This window comes from Burkholderia sp. B21-005 (genome assembly GCF_020843965.1).
Lineage (GTDB): Bacteria > Pseudomonadota > Gammaproteobacteria > Burkholderiales > Burkholderiaceae > Burkholderia > Burkholderia ambifaria.
This window is the reverse complement of the sequence record NZ_CP086303.1, coordinates 214,909-230,805: the sequence shown is the minus strand read 5'-3', so window position 1 is coordinate 230,805 and position 15,897 is coordinate 214,909. Positions and strand designations below refer to the sequence as shown.

General features: G+C 67.9%; 19 protein-coding genes. 11 read left to right on the top strand and 8 right to left on the bottom strand.

Going from position 1 to position 15,897, the window contains the following annotated elements:
- Nucleotides 1-56 precede the first annotated feature (56 nt).
- The 8 genes from sctT to LMA02_RS31525 are packed head-to-tail and all read right to left on the bottom strand — an operon-like array spanning nucleotide 57 to nucleotide 6,269.
- Nucleotides 57-872: a type III secretion system export apparatus subunit SctT gene (gene sctT, locus LMA02_RS31560; protein ID WP_228910609.1), complete on the bottom strand. Its 816-nt coding sequence runs from the start codon at nucleotides 870-872 to the stop codon at nucleotides 57-59.
- The gene (locus LMA02_RS31555; RefSeq protein ID WP_228910608.1) at nucleotides 869-1,399 is read right to left on the bottom strand and encodes a hypothetical protein; all 531 of its coding nucleotides are present in this window, start codon (nucleotides 1,397-1,399) and stop codon (nucleotides 869-871) included. Before LMA02_RS31555 ends, sctT begins: the two co-directional genes overlap by 4 nt.
- 37 nt (nucleotides 1,400-1,436) lie before the next feature.
- Nucleotides 1,437-2,804 (bottom strand): type III secretion system ATPase SctN, encoded by a 1,368-nt coding sequence (sctN, locus tag LMA02_RS31550; RefSeq protein WP_228910607.1) that lies wholly within the window; start codon nucleotides 2,802-2,804, stop codon nucleotides 1,437-1,439.
- Nucleotides 2,801-3,676 (bottom strand): type III secretion system stator protein SctL, encoded by an 876-nt coding sequence (gene sctL, locus LMA02_RS31545; RefSeq protein ID WP_228910606.1) that lies wholly within the window; start codon nucleotides 3,674-3,676, stop codon nucleotides 2,801-2,803. The genes sctN and sctL overlap by 4 nt, the downstream gene beginning before the upstream one ends.
- The gene (locus LMA02_RS31540; RefSeq protein ID WP_228910605.1) at nucleotides 3,661-4,356 is read right to left on the bottom strand and encodes a type III secretion protein HrpB4; all 696 of its coding nucleotides are present in this window, start codon (nucleotides 4,354-4,356) and stop codon (nucleotides 3,661-3,663) included. The genes sctL and LMA02_RS31540 overlap by 16 nt, the downstream gene beginning before the upstream one ends.
- Before the next feature lie 40 nt (nucleotides 4,357-4,396).
- Nucleotides 4,397-5,269 carry a type III secretion system inner membrane ring lipoprotein SctJ gene (sctJ, locus tag LMA02_RS31535; protein WP_228910604.1) on the bottom strand — a complete coding sequence of 291 codons (873 nt, stop codon included), beginning with the start codon at nucleotides 5,267-5,269 and terminating at the stop codon, nucleotides 4,397-4,399.
- A 1-nt stretch (nucleotide 5,270) separates the two neighbouring features.
- Nucleotides 5,271-5,675: a hypothetical protein gene (locus LMA02_RS31530; RefSeq protein WP_228910603.1), complete on the bottom strand. Its 405-nt coding sequence runs from the start codon at nucleotides 5,673-5,675 to the stop codon at nucleotides 5,271-5,273.
- A 21-nt stretch (nucleotides 5,676-5,696) separates the two neighbouring features.
- A complete protein-coding gene (locus LMA02_RS31525; RefSeq protein WP_228910602.1) occupies nucleotides 5,697-6,269 on the bottom strand; it encodes an HrpB1 family type III secretion system apparatus protein in 573 nt (190 codons plus the stop codon).
- 312 nt (nucleotides 6,270-6,581) lie between these two features.
- Here LMA02_RS31525 and sctU point away from each other — a divergent pair, with 312 nt between their 5' ends.
- From sctU to LMA02_RS31470, 11 genes are all read left to right on the top strand, one after another.
- The gene (gene sctU, locus LMA02_RS31520) at nucleotides 6,582-7,670 is read left to right on the top strand and encodes a type III secretion system export apparatus subunit SctU (RefSeq protein WP_228910601.1); all 1,089 of its coding nucleotides are present in this window, start codon (nucleotides 6,582-6,584) and stop codon (nucleotides 7,668-7,670) included.
- Nucleotides 7,671-7,690: 20 nt separating this feature from the next.
- Nucleotides 7,691-9,742, top strand: coding sequence for a type III secretion system export apparatus subunit SctV (sctV, locus tag LMA02_RS31515; protein WP_228910600.1), 2,052 nt, complete (start codon nucleotides 7,691-7,693; stop codon nucleotides 9,740-9,742).
- A 10-nt stretch (nucleotides 9,743-9,752) separates the two neighbouring features.
- A complete protein-coding gene (gene sctP, locus LMA02_RS31510) occupies nucleotides 9,753-10,403 on the top strand; it encodes a type III secretion system protein SctP (RefSeq protein WP_228910599.1) in 651 nt (216 codons plus the stop codon).
- A gap of 77 nt (nucleotides 10,404-10,480) precedes the next feature.
- Entirely contained in the window at nucleotides 10,481-11,584 is a 1,104-nt protein-coding gene (gene sctQ, locus LMA02_RS31505; protein WP_228910598.1) for a type III secretion system cytoplasmic ring protein SctQ, read from the top strand.
- A complete protein-coding gene (sctR, locus tag LMA02_RS31500; RefSeq protein WP_228910597.1) occupies nucleotides 11,568-12,218 on the top strand; it encodes a type III secretion system export apparatus subunit SctR in 651 nt (216 codons plus the stop codon). The genes sctQ and sctR overlap by 17 nt, the downstream gene beginning before the upstream one ends.
- A 10-nt stretch (nucleotides 12,219-12,228) precedes the next feature.
- Nucleotides 12,229-12,492 carry a type III secretion system export apparatus subunit SctS gene (gene sctS / locus LMA02_RS31495; RefSeq protein ID WP_043188506.1) on the top strand — a complete coding sequence of 88 codons (264 nt, stop codon included), beginning with the start codon at nucleotides 12,229-12,231 and terminating at the stop codon, nucleotides 12,490-12,492.
- Complete coding sequence (locus tag LMA02_RS31490; RefSeq protein ID WP_228910596.1) at nucleotides 12,489-13,457, top strand: hypothetical protein; 969 nt, start codon at nucleotides 12,489-12,491, stop codon at nucleotides 13,455-13,457. Before sctS ends, LMA02_RS31490 begins: the two co-directional genes overlap by 4 nt.
- 108 nt (nucleotides 13,458-13,565) lie before the next feature.
- Nucleotides 13,566-14,630 (top strand): HrpD5 family protein, encoded by a 1,065-nt coding sequence (hrpD5, locus tag LMA02_RS31485; RefSeq protein WP_228910595.1) that lies wholly within the window; start codon nucleotides 13,566-13,568, stop codon nucleotides 14,628-14,630.
- A 51-nt stretch (nucleotides 14,631-14,681) separates the two neighbouring features.
- Nucleotides 14,682-14,936 carry a type III secretion system protein gene (locus LMA02_RS31480; protein WP_228910594.1) on the top strand — a complete coding sequence of 85 codons (255 nt, stop codon included), beginning with the start codon at nucleotides 14,682-14,684 and terminating at the stop codon, nucleotides 14,934-14,936.
- Nucleotides 14,937-15,109: 173 nt separating this feature from the next.
- Nucleotides 15,110-15,289 (top strand): hypothetical protein, encoded by a 180-nt coding sequence (locus LMA02_RS31475; RefSeq protein WP_228910593.1) that lies wholly within the window; start codon nucleotides 15,110-15,112, stop codon nucleotides 15,287-15,289.
- A gap of 96 nt (nucleotides 15,290-15,385) precedes the next feature.
- Nucleotides 15,386-15,841 carry a molecular chaperone Tir gene (locus tag LMA02_RS31470; protein WP_228910592.1) on the top strand — a complete coding sequence of 152 codons (456 nt, stop codon included), beginning with the start codon at nucleotides 15,386-15,388 and terminating at the stop codon, nucleotides 15,839-15,841.
- Nucleotides 15,842-15,897: the final 56 nt, after the last annotated feature.

The window sequence follows — 15,897 nt, the reverse complement described above, 5'->3', positions numbered from 1 at the left end:
CGCGCCGGGCATCCGATGCCCGGCGGCGCGTTCGGGGCGGGTGCGCCCCGTTGCCGTCAATGCCGCGCGTGAGGCGTCGCCAGCCCGCGAATCTGCTCGCCGATGTGCACGAGCGCCACCTGATCGCGCACCTCGCCGATGAACGTGCCGATCAGCAGCGCGATCGTGAGCACCGCAATCCCGCCCTTGACCGGCTGCGCGAGCGACACGAGATCGAGCTTCTGCGCGGTCTTGCTGACGAGATTGATGCCCACGTCGACGAGCAGCAACAGCAGCAACGCGGGCGCGGCGACCTTCGCGACCGTTTCCATCAGCGAATCGGTCTGCTGCATCACGAACATCTGCACCATCGCGGCGGGCACGGGCGTCATGCTGTCGAGCGGCCACAGCCGATACGACTCGAACAGCGCACCGAGCAGCAAGGTCATCCCGCCGAGCGTCCAGAACGCGACGGACGCGCACTGGCTCATCAGCGTCGCCATCAACGAGCTTTGCTGTCCCTGGCTCGGGTTCGACATCTGCACGTTGTTGTAACCGGTCAGGTCGTCGATGTAGGTGCCGACCGATTCCGCGACCCAGAACACGGGCGATGCGACGAACGCCATCACGAGCCCGATCAGCGCCTCCTTCGCGCCGAGCAGCACGAGATGCCAGCCGCTCAGCGCGGGCATCAGCGCCTGCTGGCCGAACGCGATGTACGCGCCCCAGAGCATCACGATCGCATTGCGCGTCGTCCCTTGCAGGACCTGATCGGACGTCGGCGGAAAGACGATCATGATGACCAGCAGGCGCACGCCGCACAGCCCGACCAGCGTGAAGAACTGCAGCAGCACGCCGCCGAATTGCGGAATACCGCTCTCGAATACGTTCATCCCTGTCTCCGCGTCAATGCATCGGGCCGCGCGCGCCGCCGCGACAGCATGCGTGCCACCACGCCCTCTTCGGTTTCCTCGTCCAGCATGTCGTCCAGGTCCCGCTGGGCTTGCGCGTGCAGCGCGGCAAGACGCTGCTTGCAAAGCGTGATGCGGGCGTCGTTGCGGACGATCGCCGCACGCGCCTCTGCGACCTCTTCCTCGATGCGTGCAATCTCGTCGTGCAACGCGTTCAGCGCCGCCCGCATCGAATCATGCTCTGCGGCGACGCGCGAACGCTGCGCCTGCCAGCCGAGCAACTCGTCGATGCGCACGGGCCCGCCGCCGCCGACCAGGCGCTCGATCCGCTCGTCCTGACGCGCCAGTTCGTCGCGCACGCGCGCCATGGCGTTCTGATGCTCGTCGAGGCGCGCCTGCGCGTCATCGAGCAGGTCGATGCGTGCGCGCAGTGTTTCGCGCAAGGTTGCGTCGAGGCGCTCGAGACGCCCCACCACGATCCGAAAGGCCTTGCTGCTCCGATCCTGCATCGTCAGTGCTCCATTCGATGGCCGGCCGTCGGCCGGGTCAGTCCATGTACAGTTGACGGAGCGCATCCAGTGTGTCCGCCTGCCGGCTCGGCTCGTCGGTCCGCTGGCACAGGAACGCGTGGATCGCGTCGCGCTTGCGCACGGCCTCGTCGGCCAGCGGATCGCCGCCCTCGCGATACTCGCCGAGCTGCAGCAGCGTTTCGATGTCCCGGTATTTCGCCATCAGCTTGCGCACGTGGCCCGCCGCCTCGCGATGCGCCGGGTCGGTCACCTGCGGCATGACGCGCGACAGGCTGGCGCCGACGTCGATCGCCGGATACTGGTTGCGCGCGGCGATGTCCCGCGACAGCACCATATGTCCGTCCAGGATGCCGCGCACCTCCTCGGCGATTGGATCGCTGGCGGATTCGTCTTCGGCCAGCACCGTGTAGAGCGCCGTGATCGAGCCGCGCTCCGACAGGCCCGCGCGCTCCAGCAGACGCGGCAATTCGGCGAAGATCGACGGCGGGAAGCCGCGACGCGCCGGCGGTTCGCCGGCGGCCAGGCCGATCTCGCGCTGCGCGCGCGCGAACCGCGTCAGCGAGTCCATCATCAGCAGCACGCGCTTGCCCGCGTCGCGGAAATGCTCCGCTATCGCGGTCGCCGCGTACGCGGCCTTGACGCGTTCGATCGACGATCGGTCCGACGTCGCGCAGACGACGATCGAACGGGCCATGCCGGCCGTGCCGAGAATCTGCTCGACGAACTCGCGCACCTCGCGCCCGCGCTCGCCGATCAACGCGATCACGTTCACGTCGCAGTCGGTGCCGCGCGCGAACATGCCCATCAGCGTGCTCTTGCCGACGCCGGCCGGCGCGAAGATGCCCATGCGCTGCCCTTCCCCGAGCGTCATCATGCCGTCGACCGCGCGCACGCCGGTGGCGAGCGCGCGCTCGATCAGCGGCCGGCTCATTGCATTGGGCGGGGGCGCGTAGATCGGCCGGAACGCCTTCGCATCGATCGGCCCGCGGTGATCGAGCGGCGCCCCGAGGCTGTCGATCACGCGACCGAGCAGCGCGTCGCCCACCGGTACCTCGAGCGGGCGACGCAGCGCCACGACGCGCGTCTCGCGCGACAGGTCCGCAAGCTGCCCGAACGGCGACAGCAGCGCCGTATCGCGTGAGAAGCCCACCACTTCGGCGAGTTGCATCAACGCGCCGCGCGGGGTCTGCAACTCGCACAGCTCGCCGAGCCGCACGTCGATGCCGCCGACCCGGATCAGCGTGCCGATCGCCTCGAGCACCTTGCCGCTCGGCCGCGCGGCGCCCTCGCCCAGCTCCTGCGCGAGCGAATCGGCGAACGTGTGCAGCCGCGCGAACTCGTCAGCGTCGTGCCCGAACGCCGTGTACGCGCCGTCCGGCTTCATGCGAACTCCCGTTCGGCGTCCGGCTGCAGTTCGCCCGCGCCGTACGAGGGATCGTCGCGCATCGGGTCGTCGGCCTCTATGTCGGACCCGGCATCGGTACGCTCCTCCAGCGGTTCGGGAACGGCGGCGGCCTCGTGCGCCGGTGCGCCGGCGTCTTCCGTGCGCTGCAACGCGCGCGTGACCGCGAGGCGCACCGCATCGATCTGCGCGCCCAGACTCGCGTCGATCAGGCCGATGTCGGTTTCGCACACGCACGCGCCGGGCTCGAGCGCGCGGTCGGCCAGCACGGTGATCGGCACCGGCCGGCCGCGTTCGTGCCATCCGGCCGCCGCCCGTTCGAACGCGGCGGCCGCGAGCTCGCGCTGGTCCGGATGGACGCGCACGCGCAGATGGCAGCTCGCGTCGACGATGCGATCGACGGAATCGGCCGCCCGCGCGAACAGCGCCTCCGGCCGCTCGCTCGCGACGATATTTTCGACGGCCAGCACGACGATGTCCGCCATGCGCCGGCGCAGCGACATCTCGAGATCGCGGCGCCGCGCGAGCGATTCGGCCGTCTCCCGATACCACTGCGCCAGCGCGTCCTGACGGCCGGCTTCGTAACCGCGCCGCTGGCCGGTATCGAATTCGTCCTGCGCGCGGGCGCGGATCGCGTCCGCCTCGGCCCGCGCCGCCGCGACGATCCGCGCGGCTTCGTCACGCGCGATCGCCAGCACGTCGCGCTGCCGTTCGCGCAGCCTGGCATGGCCGTCGTCGAGATCGACCAGCTGCGCGAACGCCTCGCGCCGCACGATGTCGCCGTCCACGCCGATCGCCTGCGGCGCGGCCTCGGCAGCCCGTTCGTCATGCGCATTTCTCAACCAGATGACCATGTCTGCTCCTGATAGAAGTCCGGAAGACGGGCAATGACCTGCATCGCGTCGTCACGGTGGCCGGCCGCGTCGCTTGCGCCCAGCCACGCCGGCGGCTGCGCATCCCGGTGCCATACGAAGCGAAGCAACGCAAGCGGCGACGACGCATCGCACCAGCCGGCGTGCGCGAACAGGCAGAATCCTTCCCACGCAAGGGTCGGCATGTCGAGTTCACCGAGCGGCGCCATGCCGTGGTCGCGCATCAGCCGGTCGATGCCGGGCGGGTTGCCGGCTTCGATCAACCATCGCAATGCGGCGAAGCCGCGGCGCCCCAGCCAGCCGGCGATCTGCTCGCGGCTGTCGCGATCGACCCAGTAGCGCAATTCCGCGCGGCGAAAATGCAGCGCTCGCAAGCATAGTGCGCCCAGCGCGTCCTCGATCGGCAACGCGGCGAGCGCGGCGCTCTCGCAGCGAAACGCATCGAGCGGCGGCGGCGGGCAACCGGCCGCCGCGAGCCACGCATGCGCGATCCGCGACGTGTGCGGACTCGATGCGCCGCGCGCGTCGCCCAGCATCGCCAGCGCATCGGGCAGCCAGCCCGGGTCCATCCACGCGAACAGCGCGCCGCGATTGCGCTCGTAGCCCGTCAGCCGCGCCGCGAGCGTCGTCGCGACGCTGCCGTACCGTTCGATGTCGCGCATGGTCTGATCTCGCGGGGAAAGTGGCATGGCGCTCGCCGCGTCAACGCGACGTCCTGCCCGGCATGGCCTGCCTGAGCAGCCCGCCGATCGCGGAGAGCGGCCCCGCCTTCGACGGCGCATCGCGGCTCGCGCCGGTCGCGCCGGTCGTGCCGGTCGTGCCGGTCGCGCCATGCCCGGCCTCGGCCGCCGACCCGCGGCGCCGCTTCGTCACGACGAGCACCACCCCGCCCGTCACGAACAGGCCGGCGGCGAGCGCGATCATCGCCAGGTTGCCCGACGTCTTGTCGACGGCCACCGTCTCCATCGGATCGGCCGGCACCGACGTGACGCTCACCTGCTCGTACGACAGTCCCTCCACGCTGTGCACGACGAGGTTCTTGATCTGCGGCGTGAGCGTCGCGAGGTTGGCGTCGGGCCGATACTTGATGAAGACCGACGCGGACGACGGCTTGACCTTGTTCGACAGCGGATCGTTGTCCGGCAGCACGATATGCACGCGCGCGATCACGACGCCGTCGATCCGCGACAGCGTGTCGGACAGCTCCTGCGACACCCCGTAAATGAAGCGCACGCGCTCCTCGATCGGCGTCGACACGAGGCCGTCCTTCTTGAACAGCGCGCCGAGATCGTCGTAACGTCGCGACGGCAGACCGTGCTCGCGCAGCACGTCCATCGCGTGCACGATGTCGCTCTCTTCCACCTTCGCGCTCCAGGTCTTGCCGCCGTCGGCGCTCGCCTTGTGCGCCCCGATTCCGGCCTGCATGAGCGTCGCGACGATCTCGTTGCAATCGCGTTCGGAAAGATTGCCGTACAGCTCCTTCTCGCATCCGGCAAGCGACATCGACAGGACCAGCATCGCGCACAGCGCGGCGCCACGCATCGACCGGCGTTTCGGTTCGGCACCCAGGTTCATGTCATTGATTCTTCATCAGGGTTTCGATCGCATCCTTCGAGGACGTGACCACACTCATCTTCATCTGCATGTCGACCTGCAGGCTCGCGGCCTCGATCTGCAGCTGAACCACCGATGCCGTCAGTTCCCCGGGCGACATCGCATCGACGTTGTGGATCATGTACAGCATGTCGTTCGACACGGTCTGGAACGCCGCGTCCTCGCCGCGCACGATCTCCGAGATCATCGTGCCCGCGCTGTCGCCGGTGCCCGACGACGGCCCCATCACGCCCCGCTGCATCATCGCCTCGAAGCTGTCGGCAACATGCGCCGACACGGGCGCAACGTGGACGTCGGGCTGATGCGGGATCGAAGTCGGCTGGATCCGCATCATGTCGAGCGTCAACGACGATAAAGCCTGATTCATCGCATTCTCCTGTGCAGGCCATCAAAGGCGCAGATACTGCCCGTCGAACATCGGCGGCTCGGTCACAGCCGAGCCCGATGCCCCGTTTCCCGCTTCACCCGACACCGACTCTGCCCGCAACTGCTTCAGCGATTCGGGTTCGACGAATTCGCCGCTGGCGAGCGCGTACTCGCCCGCCTGCTCGACATCGTTGCGGGCCATCACCGCGTGGACGAGCATGCGCGCTTGCGGCGTCACGCCGTCATCGTCCAGCAGCTGGTTCGCGACGATGCGCCAGTCGCCGTCGCCGCTCGAACTGAGGCAGTAGATCAGCATCGCCTTGCTGCCGGGCAAGCCCACCGACTGGTCGACCAGCGCGCGGAAGATCGCGGTCGCCTCCCGCCAGTTGCCCCGCACGACGTGCACGAAGCCGTCGAACAGATGGAGTTCCGGCAGATTCGGGCGCATCACGTGCAACGCCTCGAGAAGATGCTCGACGTCGTCGACGTCGATACGCGTGGTCGGGAACTGGTCGACGACCGACATCCTGACGATCTCGACGAGTGCACCGAACAGTTCGTGCGTGCATGTCGGGTACTGATGTATCTGGTTCATGTTGGCGTTCCGGTGAATGAGCGGTCTGGATCGCGGCCTGGGCCGGTGGAGACAAAAGTAGCAAACGCGGCAGGGTTTGCCCGGTGCCGGAGGCGAAGCGAGCGGAACGCATGCGAAGCGCGGCGGCGGCGAGATCGATCGGCCGCCGCGGCGCGTGCGCGGATGAAGCGCGGCCCGTGCCGCACCGCGCCGTGCATTCGGCGGGCCGCTTCGCGGCTGCCGGCGCGGCTTCGCTTTCGCGGTTCGCTCGCCGAGCGGCGACGACTATCGTGCGTGCCATTGCCTGCATGGGCCGCACGAATCGAAGCGACGATGAGCAACAAGACGGAAAAACCGACAGCCAAGCGACTGAAAGATGCACGCGCCAAGGGTTCGGTGTCGAAGAGCACCGATCTGGTCGGCGCCGCGTCGCTGCTGGCCATGCTCGTCGCATTCCACACCGCCGGCTTCTGGCTGTTCGATTCGCTGCGCGAGGCCGTTCACGCGGCGCTCGACTTCACCGCGACCGATCGCTCGCCGCAAGCGCTCGACTCCGCGCTGTTCCACTTGTTCGGCATCGGCGTGTCGATCTGCGTCCCGCTTGCCGCCCTCGGCATGCTGGCCACCGCGCTGGCTTCCGCGATGCAGGTGGGTCTGAAGGTGTCGCTGGAGCCGGTGATGCCCAAGCTCGATGCGATCAGCCCGGCGGCCGGCCTCAAGCGGATCTTCTCGAAGCGTTCGCTGATCGACCTGCTGAAGATGACGCTCAAGGCCGTGGTGCTCGGCGCGGTGCTGTGGAAAACCATCGCCGGCATCCTGCCGCTCGCCGCCGCGGCCTTTTACGAGCCGCTCTACCGGCTGTCGGCCGTGTTGTGGTCGGCGCTCCTGACGGTGCTGTCGGTCGCGTGCGTGACGTATCTCGTGATCGGCATCGGCGACTGGAAACTTCAGCACGTGCTGTTCCTGCTCTCGCAGCGCATGACCAAGGACGAGGTCAAGCGCGAGCACAAGAACCAGGACGGCGATCCGAAGATCAAGCAGGAGCGCCGCAAGCTCGCGAAGCGGATGATCAATGGCGATCCGCGACCAGCGGCCGTCGCGGGCGCGAACGTGATGGTGGTCAACCCGACCCACTATGCGGTCGCGCTGCGTTACGCGCCCGCCGAACATCCGTTGCCGGTGATCGTCGCGAGCGGCGTCGATGCCGACGCCGGCGAACTGCGCCGGCTCGCCAGCCTGTACGGCGTGCCGATCGTCGCGAATCCGCCTCTCGCACGCACGCTGCACCGCGTCGGCGTGAATCATGCGATTCCCGAGGAGCTGTTCGAGGTGGTCGCGGCCGTTCTGCGCTGGGTCGGCTCCGTGGGCGCCGCGCACCCGCCGGATGACGGCGCATCGTCCGGCACCCGTTCCCGTTCCTGATCCTGCCACGGAGGTCTTCCATGCTGAAATCGCTCAAACTTCCCGCCAGCGGCGAAATCGGCATTGCCGCGCTGATCGTCGCGATCATCTCGCTGATGATCCTGCCGCTGCCGCCCGACATCATCGACGTGCTGCTCTCCATCAACATCGGCCTGAGCGTGACGCTGTTGATGGTGACGATGTACGTGCCGACCATCACGTCGCTGTCGTCGTTTCCGTCGGCCTTGCTGTTCACGACGCTGTTCCGGCTGTCGCTCAACATCGCGTCGACCAAGTCGATCCTGCTGCATGCCGACGCCGGTCACATCATCGACAGCTTCGGCGAGCTGGTGGTGGGCGGCAACCTGATCGTCGGGCTGGTCGTGTTCGTGATCATCACGACGGTTCAGTTCATCGTCATCGCGAAAGGCTCGGAACGCGTGGCCGAAGTCGGCGCGCGCTTCACGCTCGATGCGCTGCCCGGCAAGCAGATGAGCATCGACGCGGACCTGCGGGCGAACCTCCTGACGCCCGAGGAGGCGCGCCGCAAACGCGCGCGGCTCGCGGTCGAAAGCCAGCTCTACGGCGGCATGGACGGCGCGATGAAGTTCGTGAAGGGCGACGCGATCGCGGGCCTCATCATCACGCTCGTCAACATGGTCGCCGGCATCGCGGTGGGCGTGGCCTATCACTCGATGAGCGCCGCCGACGCCGCCAACCGCTTTTCGATTCTGTCGGTCGGCGATGCGATGGTGTCGCAGATCGCATCGCTGCTCATCTCGGTCGCGGCCGGCATCATGATCACGCGCGTGTCCGACGAAACCTCGGAGGGCGGCGGCCGCTCGCTCGGCGACGAGCTGATTCGCCAGATGGCCGGCAACGCCCACGCGATGTGGTTCGCCAGCGTGCTCCTGCTCGGCTTCGCGATCGTGCCCGGCTTCCCGTGGCCGCTGTTCCTGCTGCTGTCGGCAATCCTGGCGTTCACCGGATACCGGATTCATCGCAAGGGCGCGCACGACGAGCAGAGAGGCGAGAAGGTCGCCGCGCTGCAACGTGCGGGAGCGAAAGGCGATGCGCCGAGCATCCTGCCGCGCGCCCCCCAGTTCGCGAGCGCGATCGGCGTGCGGCTCGCGCCCGACCTGGTCGCCCGGTTGTCGCCCGCCGCCCTCAACCTCGCGTTCGAGGCGCGGCGCGCGCGCCTGCAGGAGGAAATCGGCCTGCCGTTTCCCGGCATCACGATGTGGACCAGCGACGCGCTTGCCGCGCATACGTATGAAATCCTGTTGCAGGACGTGCCCTACGCGCGCGTGCAGATGCCGGCCGGCAAGGTGATGCTCGCGCAGGCGCCCGCGGATTCCGCGCTCGCGTCGCGCTGCGAAACGGCCGGGCCGGCCGGCGGGCACGCACAAAGCCACTGGCTCGCAGAACGCGACGTGCCGCCGAACACGACGATCTGGCGCACCGAGGAAATCGTCGCCAACGAGACCGTCGAGCTGCTGCGCACGCACGCGCATCTCTTCGTCGGCATCCAGGAAACCCAATGGGTGCTCGACCAGCTCGGCGCCGACTACCCGGGCCTCGTCGCCGAAGTCCAGAAGGCGCTGCCGCTGCAACGCATCGCGGACGTCCTGCGTCGCCTGCTCGAGGAGCAGCTGTCGATCCGCAACGCGCGCGGCATCATGGAAAGCCTGATCGTGTGGGGACCGAAGGAAAAGGACGCGCTGATGCTGGTGGAATACGTCCGCGGCGACCTCTCGCGTTACATCGCGTACCGGGCGAGTCGCGGCGCGCCGGCGCTCGATGCGGTGCTGTTCGGCAACGACGTCGAACAGTTCATTCGCCAGTCGATCAAGCAGACGCCGACCGGCAATTTCCTCGCGCTGTCGCCCGACCAGATCCAGCAGCTCTGCACGAGCATCGCCGAATACGCGGGCGAGCTGCCGCGCGACGGCATCGCGCTCGTCACGTCGATGGACATACGCCGCTACGTGCGCCGCATGATCACCACCCGCCTCGCGTGGCTGCCGGTCTACTCGTATCAGGAGCTGGCCGAACACGTCGAACTGCGTCCGCTCGGACGGATCACGCTGTGACGGAGGCGCGGTGACCCCTCCGATCGTCAATCCGCGCATCATTCCGGCGCCCGACGCCGACGAGATGCCGGCGCGCCGGCCCGCGCCGAACGGGCAGCGCCCCGGTATCGACTATGCCGCGCTGGTGCGCCGCGCGCGGCTGCGCGGCGACGACCGTGCGGGCCGCGGCGCCCGCATGCCGCACGACGTGCTGCCGGATCCGGCCCGCGAAGCGCCGGCCGAACGCCAGGCGCGCGACGTCGACGACGCCGCGCCGCAGGATCGCGCGGCGCCGTCACCGGTCGACGCACAGGCCGACGCACTGCGCGAACGTCATCTCGACGAATTGGCCAGGCCGTTCCTCACGGCGCTGTCCCGGCAAGAGGCGCGCATCGCCGGCCTGATGCATTTCCTCGCCGACAGGATCGCCGATTTCTGCACCGACGAGGCCGTGGCCGCGCACGGCAACTGGTCGATTCACCTGCGCATCGATCCGTCGCTGCTGCCGGAATGCGCGTTGCATCTGACGCTTTCGCATTTCGACCTCGTGCTTCGTTTCGAAACGTCGTCGGAGCCGGTCCGGGCATTAATCTGCCGCCACGAAGACACCTTGAAGCAGCGCCTCGTATCGCTCCTCGCGCATTTGAGGATGCCGCGGGAAGTCGCGATCGAAACCCGATGATCCGCCGCGCGACGCGGAAGACCGACACGCATCGCAACGGACATCCCGCGCCGCGACACAACAGAACCGGAAACAAAATGCCTCAGCCAGATGCAATGGTCAAAAGCCTCGCCGATTCGGTCGGCGTGTTGCCGCAGTTCGATTCGCACACGGCCCGCCTGCGCCGGCTGTTGTGCGATGCCCGGATCGCCGCGCTGCTCGCGCATGAGTTCGACCTGCAGGATTGGGACATCACCGAAGCCGCGCCCGCGAACTGGCAGATGCCCGGCTCGCTCGAGCTGCAGTCCAACGGCACCGCCGCCGCGATCGCGATCGATCTCGCGTGCTACCCGGCGCTCGCGAGTATCGCGACCGGCTCGACGATGTCCGAGGACGCCGCGCTCGCCGCGTCACTCAGGAATGCCGTCGCCGCGATCATCTCCGAGCCGTTGCTCGACGCGTTGAAGACGGTCGGCCTCGCCGATGCGCACGTGACCGAGCTGCGCACGGCCCCGGCCGTCCGCGCGGCGCTCGCGCTGCGCTTCACGCTCGACGGCCACCGTTTCGAATGCGTGCTCGACCGGATTGCCCCCGCGTGGATCGACACGATGGAACGGCGTATCGCGCCGCAACGCGTGCCGTTCGCCAGCTGCATCAGCCGGATCGGAATACCGGCGTCGCTCGGTATCGGCGAGCGGACGCTGAGCGTGCAGACGTTGAACGGGCTGCGCCCCGGCGATGTCGTCCTGCGCGTCGCGCCCGCGGCGCTGCGCACGCTGCTCGACATGCCGCAGCAGGCGGACCACGTAGACGTGTATCTCGGCGCCCCCGGCGCGCGCAGGTTTCACGTTCGCGCGACGCTCGACGGTTCACGACTTGTCATCAACACGGACCCTCAAATGACCCAGGAAAATTCCCGCACCGACGCCACGCTCGATGGTGGCGACCTCCCCGTCGCCGCGTCGATCGACGATCTGGAGCTACCCGTTCGCTTCGAGATCGAGACCATCACGCTGCCGCTCGTTCAATTGTCGGCGTTGCGCTCCGGTTACGTGCTCGAACTCCCCGGCACGGTGCGCGACGCGCGCGTGCGGCTGCTCGCCTACGGCCAGGTGATCGGCACCGGCGAGCTCGTGACCGTCGGCGAGCACCTCGGCGTGCGCATCGTTCACATGGCGAACGGTCATGATTCAGTTCAGTGACTTCACCGGCCTGCTGATCGCCGTGCTGGCGATCAGCCTGGTGCCCTTCATCGCGATGGTCGTGACTTCGTACGCGAAGATCGTCGTGGTGCTGGGCCTGTTGCGCAACGCGCTCGGCGTGCAGCAGGTGCCGCCCAACATGGTTTTGAACGGCATCGCGATCCTGGTGTCGCTCTACGTGATGGCGCCGATCGGCATGAGCGCGATGCAGACGCTCAGTCACGAGCAGGTTGCGCCCGAACCGTCCCAGGCGATGATTCAGGCGTTCGGCGCGGCGCGCGAGCCGTTTCGCGCGTTCCTCAAGCAGCACGCGCGCGAGCGCGAGAAACTGTTCTTCCTGCGCTCCGCGCATGTCGTGTGGCCGCAGGCGATGGCCAACCAGCTGCACGAGGACGATCTGATCGTGCTCGCACCGGCGTTCACGCTGTCCGAGCTGGCCGACGCCTTCAAGATCGGCTTCCTGCTGTACATCGCGTTCATCGTGGTCGATCTGGTGATTGCCAACATCCTGCTCGCGATGGGCATGAACCAGCTTCAGCCGACCAACATCGCCATCCCGTTCAAGCTGCTGCTGTTCGTCGCGATGAGCGGATGGTCGACGCTGATCCACGGCTTGATCCTCACCTACCGATAAGGCGGCGCCGATGAATACCGACGACCTGATTGGCCTGACCACCCAGGGCATGTTGCTCTGCCTTTATGTGTCGTTGCCGACGATCGCCGTGTCGGCGCTGGCAGGCTTGCTGATCTCGTTCGTGCAGGCGATCACGTCGCTGCAGGATCAGTCGATTTCCCACTGCTTCAAGCTCGTGGCGGTGCTGGCCGTGCTGGCGCTGACCGGTGCATGGGGCGGCGCCGCGATCCTGCGCTTCGCCACGCAGCTGATGACCACCGCGGTGCCGTCGTGAGCGTCTCCCGGATCCCGTCGCGGCCGAATCCGGCCGCGCTCGACGAGCAGGCGCGCATCGACGACGCGCAGCAGCATGTGCTGCATGCGCATCACGCGCGCCGCAAGGCGCGGCAGTACCGTCACAGCACCTTTCGTCACGGCACGCGCTCGAAGACCCTGCACGGCGCCAGCAAGGCCCAGCACCTGCTGGCGCGCATGAGCGCGTCGGGCGTCACGCACCGGCGGGTCGCCGCGTTGCACCGCGATTCGGACGGCAAGCGAGGACGCGACGGCGGCTCCCACCAGCAAGGCAAGCAGCAGCAAGGCCGCGACAAGGAGCGCCGGCAACAGCAGGGCCGGGAACAACAGCAGCAGCAACAGCAGCAGCGACGTCAGCGACAGCGCGACGGGCGACCGGGCCCGCCACCGCGCGCGGCGAAGGCGCCGGACGCGTTTGCCGTCCGGCGCCGGAGTGCCGTGAGCGGCGCCCCTGCGTCGGGCGGCGGCGATTCCGTATCGGACGCCACGCATACGGCCATGCACGCACCGGATACGGCGGCGCTCGGCCTGCCGATGTTGCGCGACGATGCGTTGCGGACCGCCTCGGCAGACCGCTTCTTCTCGATCGGCGAATCGCTGCGCCAGGGCACCATCGCGCACCCGTCGCGGCAGGCGCTGTCGACCACGCTCGACCTGTTGCACGCGCGACGCGACGCGAATTTTCTCACCGGGTCGTTCGACGACAACCTCGCGGCCGTGCGTCAGGACCTGATCGACTCGCAGGCGCGCCTGGGCGGCGCCCGGTCCGGCGCGCGACCGGGCGACCGGCAGGCGAGCTTCAACGCGTTGCTGCCGCTCATGGTGCTGAGCGCCCGGCGCCCGCTCAGCGGCACGCTCGCGGAGCGCTCGATGCGTCACGTGCAGGTGCTGCTGCGCACGCCGGCGCCGCGCGCGCCCGGCAACGCTTCGGACCCCACGCAATGACTTCGCGCGCACGCCGCCGGCGCCCGAGCGCATGTCTAGACTGACGTCAGGCTTGCTCGGCACCACGCGATTCGATCTCAACGCTCAACGAACCCGGACCCCATCGGCATGAAAATCCTGCGCATCCTGACCGGCACGCATGCAGGCATCCAGGCGCGGCTCACGCCGGGCCGATACCGGATCGGCAAGGACGACGACACCGACATCTGCATTACCGACTGGGACGACGACGAAATCGTCGTCGACATCGACGATGCCGGTATCGTTCGCGCGCAACACACGCCGGAAGCGCCGGCTTCGCCGGACGATGCCGACGCGCCGGACACCAACCCGGTCGTGGTGCTGATTCCGGACTTCGTGCCGTTTCCGTTCGGCATGACGGTGCTGTGCTTCGGCAACGAAGACGCCGCGTGGCCGCCCGACATCCAGCTGCTCGCGAGCATGTACAACGGCGACGCGGCCGCGTCGCGACCGACAGCGTCAGGCCAGGTCGCGCCGAATTCGGCGCGCCGAACGGTGCGCGTGATCGGCGCGGGCGCGATGCTCGTCGCGTTCCTGACAGCGGGCGCAACACTCGTCTATGCCCGCCTGTGGCCGTCGCCCGGCGCGACCGGGCCGCGCACCGCAGCCGCGCTCGCGCAACAGATCAACGCCGCGCTGCACGACGCGAAGCTGGCCGACCTGCATGCGCAGGATCACGGCGCCACGGTCGTCGTCGACGGCATCGTGTCGACTTCCGCCGACGACGTCGCCGTGCGCACGCTGCTGGCGCGGCTCGGCGGCAACGTGGCGCGTGCGTACGACGTCGCACAGTCGGATGTCGCGAGCATCCAGGATTCGCTCGGCATCGACGGGCTGCGCGTGTCGTACGCCGGCGGCGGCGTCTTCTCGATCAATGGCGCGGTTCCGTCGCTCACGCAGTTCCGTGACGGTTTGAACCGCCTGCGCGCCGATCTCGACGGCAACGTCAGACGCATCGATGTCGACGTGACGGAAGCCCCGTCCGCGATCCCGTCGCTGGTCTATACGTCGATGATGGCCGTCGGCGACACCCGTTACGTGCAGACGCCGGATGGCGTCAAGCATCTGTTTCCGGGCGCGCCGCCCGACCTCGGCGATGGCGCGACTGTCATGCGCGAATCGGTCACGCCGATCCGTGCGCAGAGCCGCTGACGCGTCGCCCGCTCAGCTCGTCCACGTTTGTCACCCCACAGGAGTCCGATCATGTACCAAGACCTCGAAGCCGTTCGCGACGATCTCAAGCAGTTGCAGCGCACGCTCGAATCGACCGACGGCGCGGCGCGCATCGAGAAGGCATTCGACAGCTGCGCGAAGCGCGTCAGCGATGCGACGAGCGCCTGCACCGACATGCAGGATCGCGCCGCCCTTCAGAAAATCTATCGGGGCATGGTCGCCGCGCGCAGCATCGTGCAGCAACTGCGCGAGCTTCCGCCCGAAGGTCACGCGTCGTTCCACTGAACGGCGTCGCGTGACTGCAATCGTCCGGCACGCGCCGGGCAACGAATGTAGCAAGCAGGAAGCAGGGAAGGCAGCAGGCAGGAAGCAGCCGGTGCATGCCGGCAACGAAGCGGTTGGCGAATCCACGCCGTCCGCGCGATCTTGATCATTTCTTGAAATAGAGGAGTACTACCATGTCTTTTGGACCGATGGCCGGCGCGGCAACCGGTGCGGCAGAGGGCGCCACGAGCGCAATGATTCCGGCGATGATTCAGATGGCCATGATGCAAGTGACGATGTCACTCGTCATGTCGGTCTTGAACCTCGCCAAAACTGCCGCGGATGACGTCGAAAACGCGGCGAAGAAAGGCTGACGGCCGACGCGGCCGGCGTCCGTGCCGCGTGCACGGCGCCGGCTGCTTCGGCATCGCGTTTCCGTCCGCAAGATCGATCTTCCATCGACACCCGGCATGAGCATCGAGCTATACGCGGAAGTCGTTCGCGACGTGTGCAGCGTCGTCGGCCTGCCCGACCCGGATCACGTGCTGAGCACCCGCACGATCGAGGTCGAAGGATTCGAGGTCCAGCTGGATCACTTCGAGAACGATCCGCAGGCGATGTACGTCAACTTCCACTACGGCACCGTCAGCGCGGGGCGCACGCTCGTCGTGTTCCGGCTGATGCTGGAAGCGAACCTCGTGATCTACGCGCAGGACCAGGCGCAGCTCGGCATCGACACCGACACGGGCGGCATCGTCCTGATCGTTCGTCTGCCGCTGGAACACGACGTCGACGGCCAGGTCGTCGCGGATCTGTTGTCGCATTACGCGGAACACGGGCGCTACTGGCGCAGCAACATCATCGAATCCACCGACGAGATGTTCGAAGGCATCGTCGCCGGCGACTACTTCTGGCTGCGCGCGTGACGCCGCGCACGCGGGCCGCGCCGTGACGACACGGCATTCAGTACACGGCGTTTCGC

Excerpts from the sequence above, each read along its gene's own strand:
- sctT (WP_228910609.1), bottom strand. The coding sequence starts at position 872 with ATGAACGTATTCGAGAGCGGTATTCCGCAATTCGGCGGCGTGCTGCTG.
- LMA02_RS31555 (WP_228910608.1), bottom strand. The coding sequence starts at position 1,399 with ATGCAGGATCGGAGCAGCAAGGCCTTTCGGATCGTGGTGGGGCGTCTC.
- sctN (WP_228910607.1), bottom strand. The coding sequence starts at position 2,804 with ATGAAGCCGGACGGCGCGTACACGGCGTTCGGGCACGACGCTGACGAG.
- sctL (WP_228910606.1), bottom strand. The coding sequence starts at position 3,676 with ATGGTCATCTGGTTGAGAAATGCGCATGACGAACGGGCTGCCGAGGCC.
- LMA02_RS31540 (WP_228910605.1), bottom strand. The coding sequence starts at position 4,356 with ATGCGCGACATCGAACGGTACGGCAGCGTCGCGACGACGCTCGCGGCG.
- sctJ (WP_228910604.1), bottom strand. The coding sequence starts at position 5,269 with ATGAACCTGGGTGCCGAACCGAAACGCCGGTCGATGCGTGGCGCCGCG.
- LMA02_RS31530 (WP_228910603.1), bottom strand. The coding sequence starts at position 5,675 with ATGAATCAGGCTTTATCGTCGTTGACGCTCGACATGATGCGGATCCAG.
- LMA02_RS31525 (WP_228910602.1), bottom strand. The coding sequence starts at position 6,269 with ATGAACCAGATACATCAGTACCCGACATGCACGCACGAACTGTTCGGT.
- sctU (WP_228910601.1), top strand. The coding sequence starts at position 6,582 with ATGAGCAACAAGACGGAAAAACCGACAGCCAAGCGACTGAAAGATGCA.
- sctV (WP_228910600.1), top strand. The coding sequence starts at position 7,691 with ATGCTGAAATCGCTCAAACTTCCCGCCAGCGGCGAAATCGGCATTGCC.
- sctQ (WP_228910598.1), top strand. The coding sequence starts at position 10,481 with ATGCCTCAGCCAGATGCAATGGTCAAAAGCCTCGCCGATTCGGTCGGC.
- sctR (WP_228910597.1), top strand. The coding sequence starts at position 11,568 with ATGATTCAGTTCAGTGACTTCACCGGCCTGCTGATCGCCGTGCTGGCG.
- sctS (WP_043188506.1), top strand. The coding sequence starts at position 12,229 with ATGAATACCGACGACCTGATTGGCCTGACCACCCAGGGCATGTTGCTC.
- hrpD5 (WP_228910595.1), top strand. The coding sequence starts at position 13,566 with ATGAAAATCCTGCGCATCCTGACCGGCACGCATGCAGGCATCCAGGCG.
- LMA02_RS31480 (WP_228910594.1), top strand. The coding sequence starts at position 14,682 with ATGTACCAAGACCTCGAAGCCGTTCGCGACGATCTCAAGCAGTTGCAG.
- LMA02_RS31475 (WP_228910593.1), top strand. The coding sequence starts at position 15,110 with ATGTCTTTTGGACCGATGGCCGGCGCGGCAACCGGTGCGGCAGAGGGC.
- LMA02_RS31470 (WP_228910592.1), top strand. The coding sequence starts at position 15,386 with ATGAGCATCGAGCTATACGCGGAAGTCGTTCGCGACGTGTGCAGCGTC.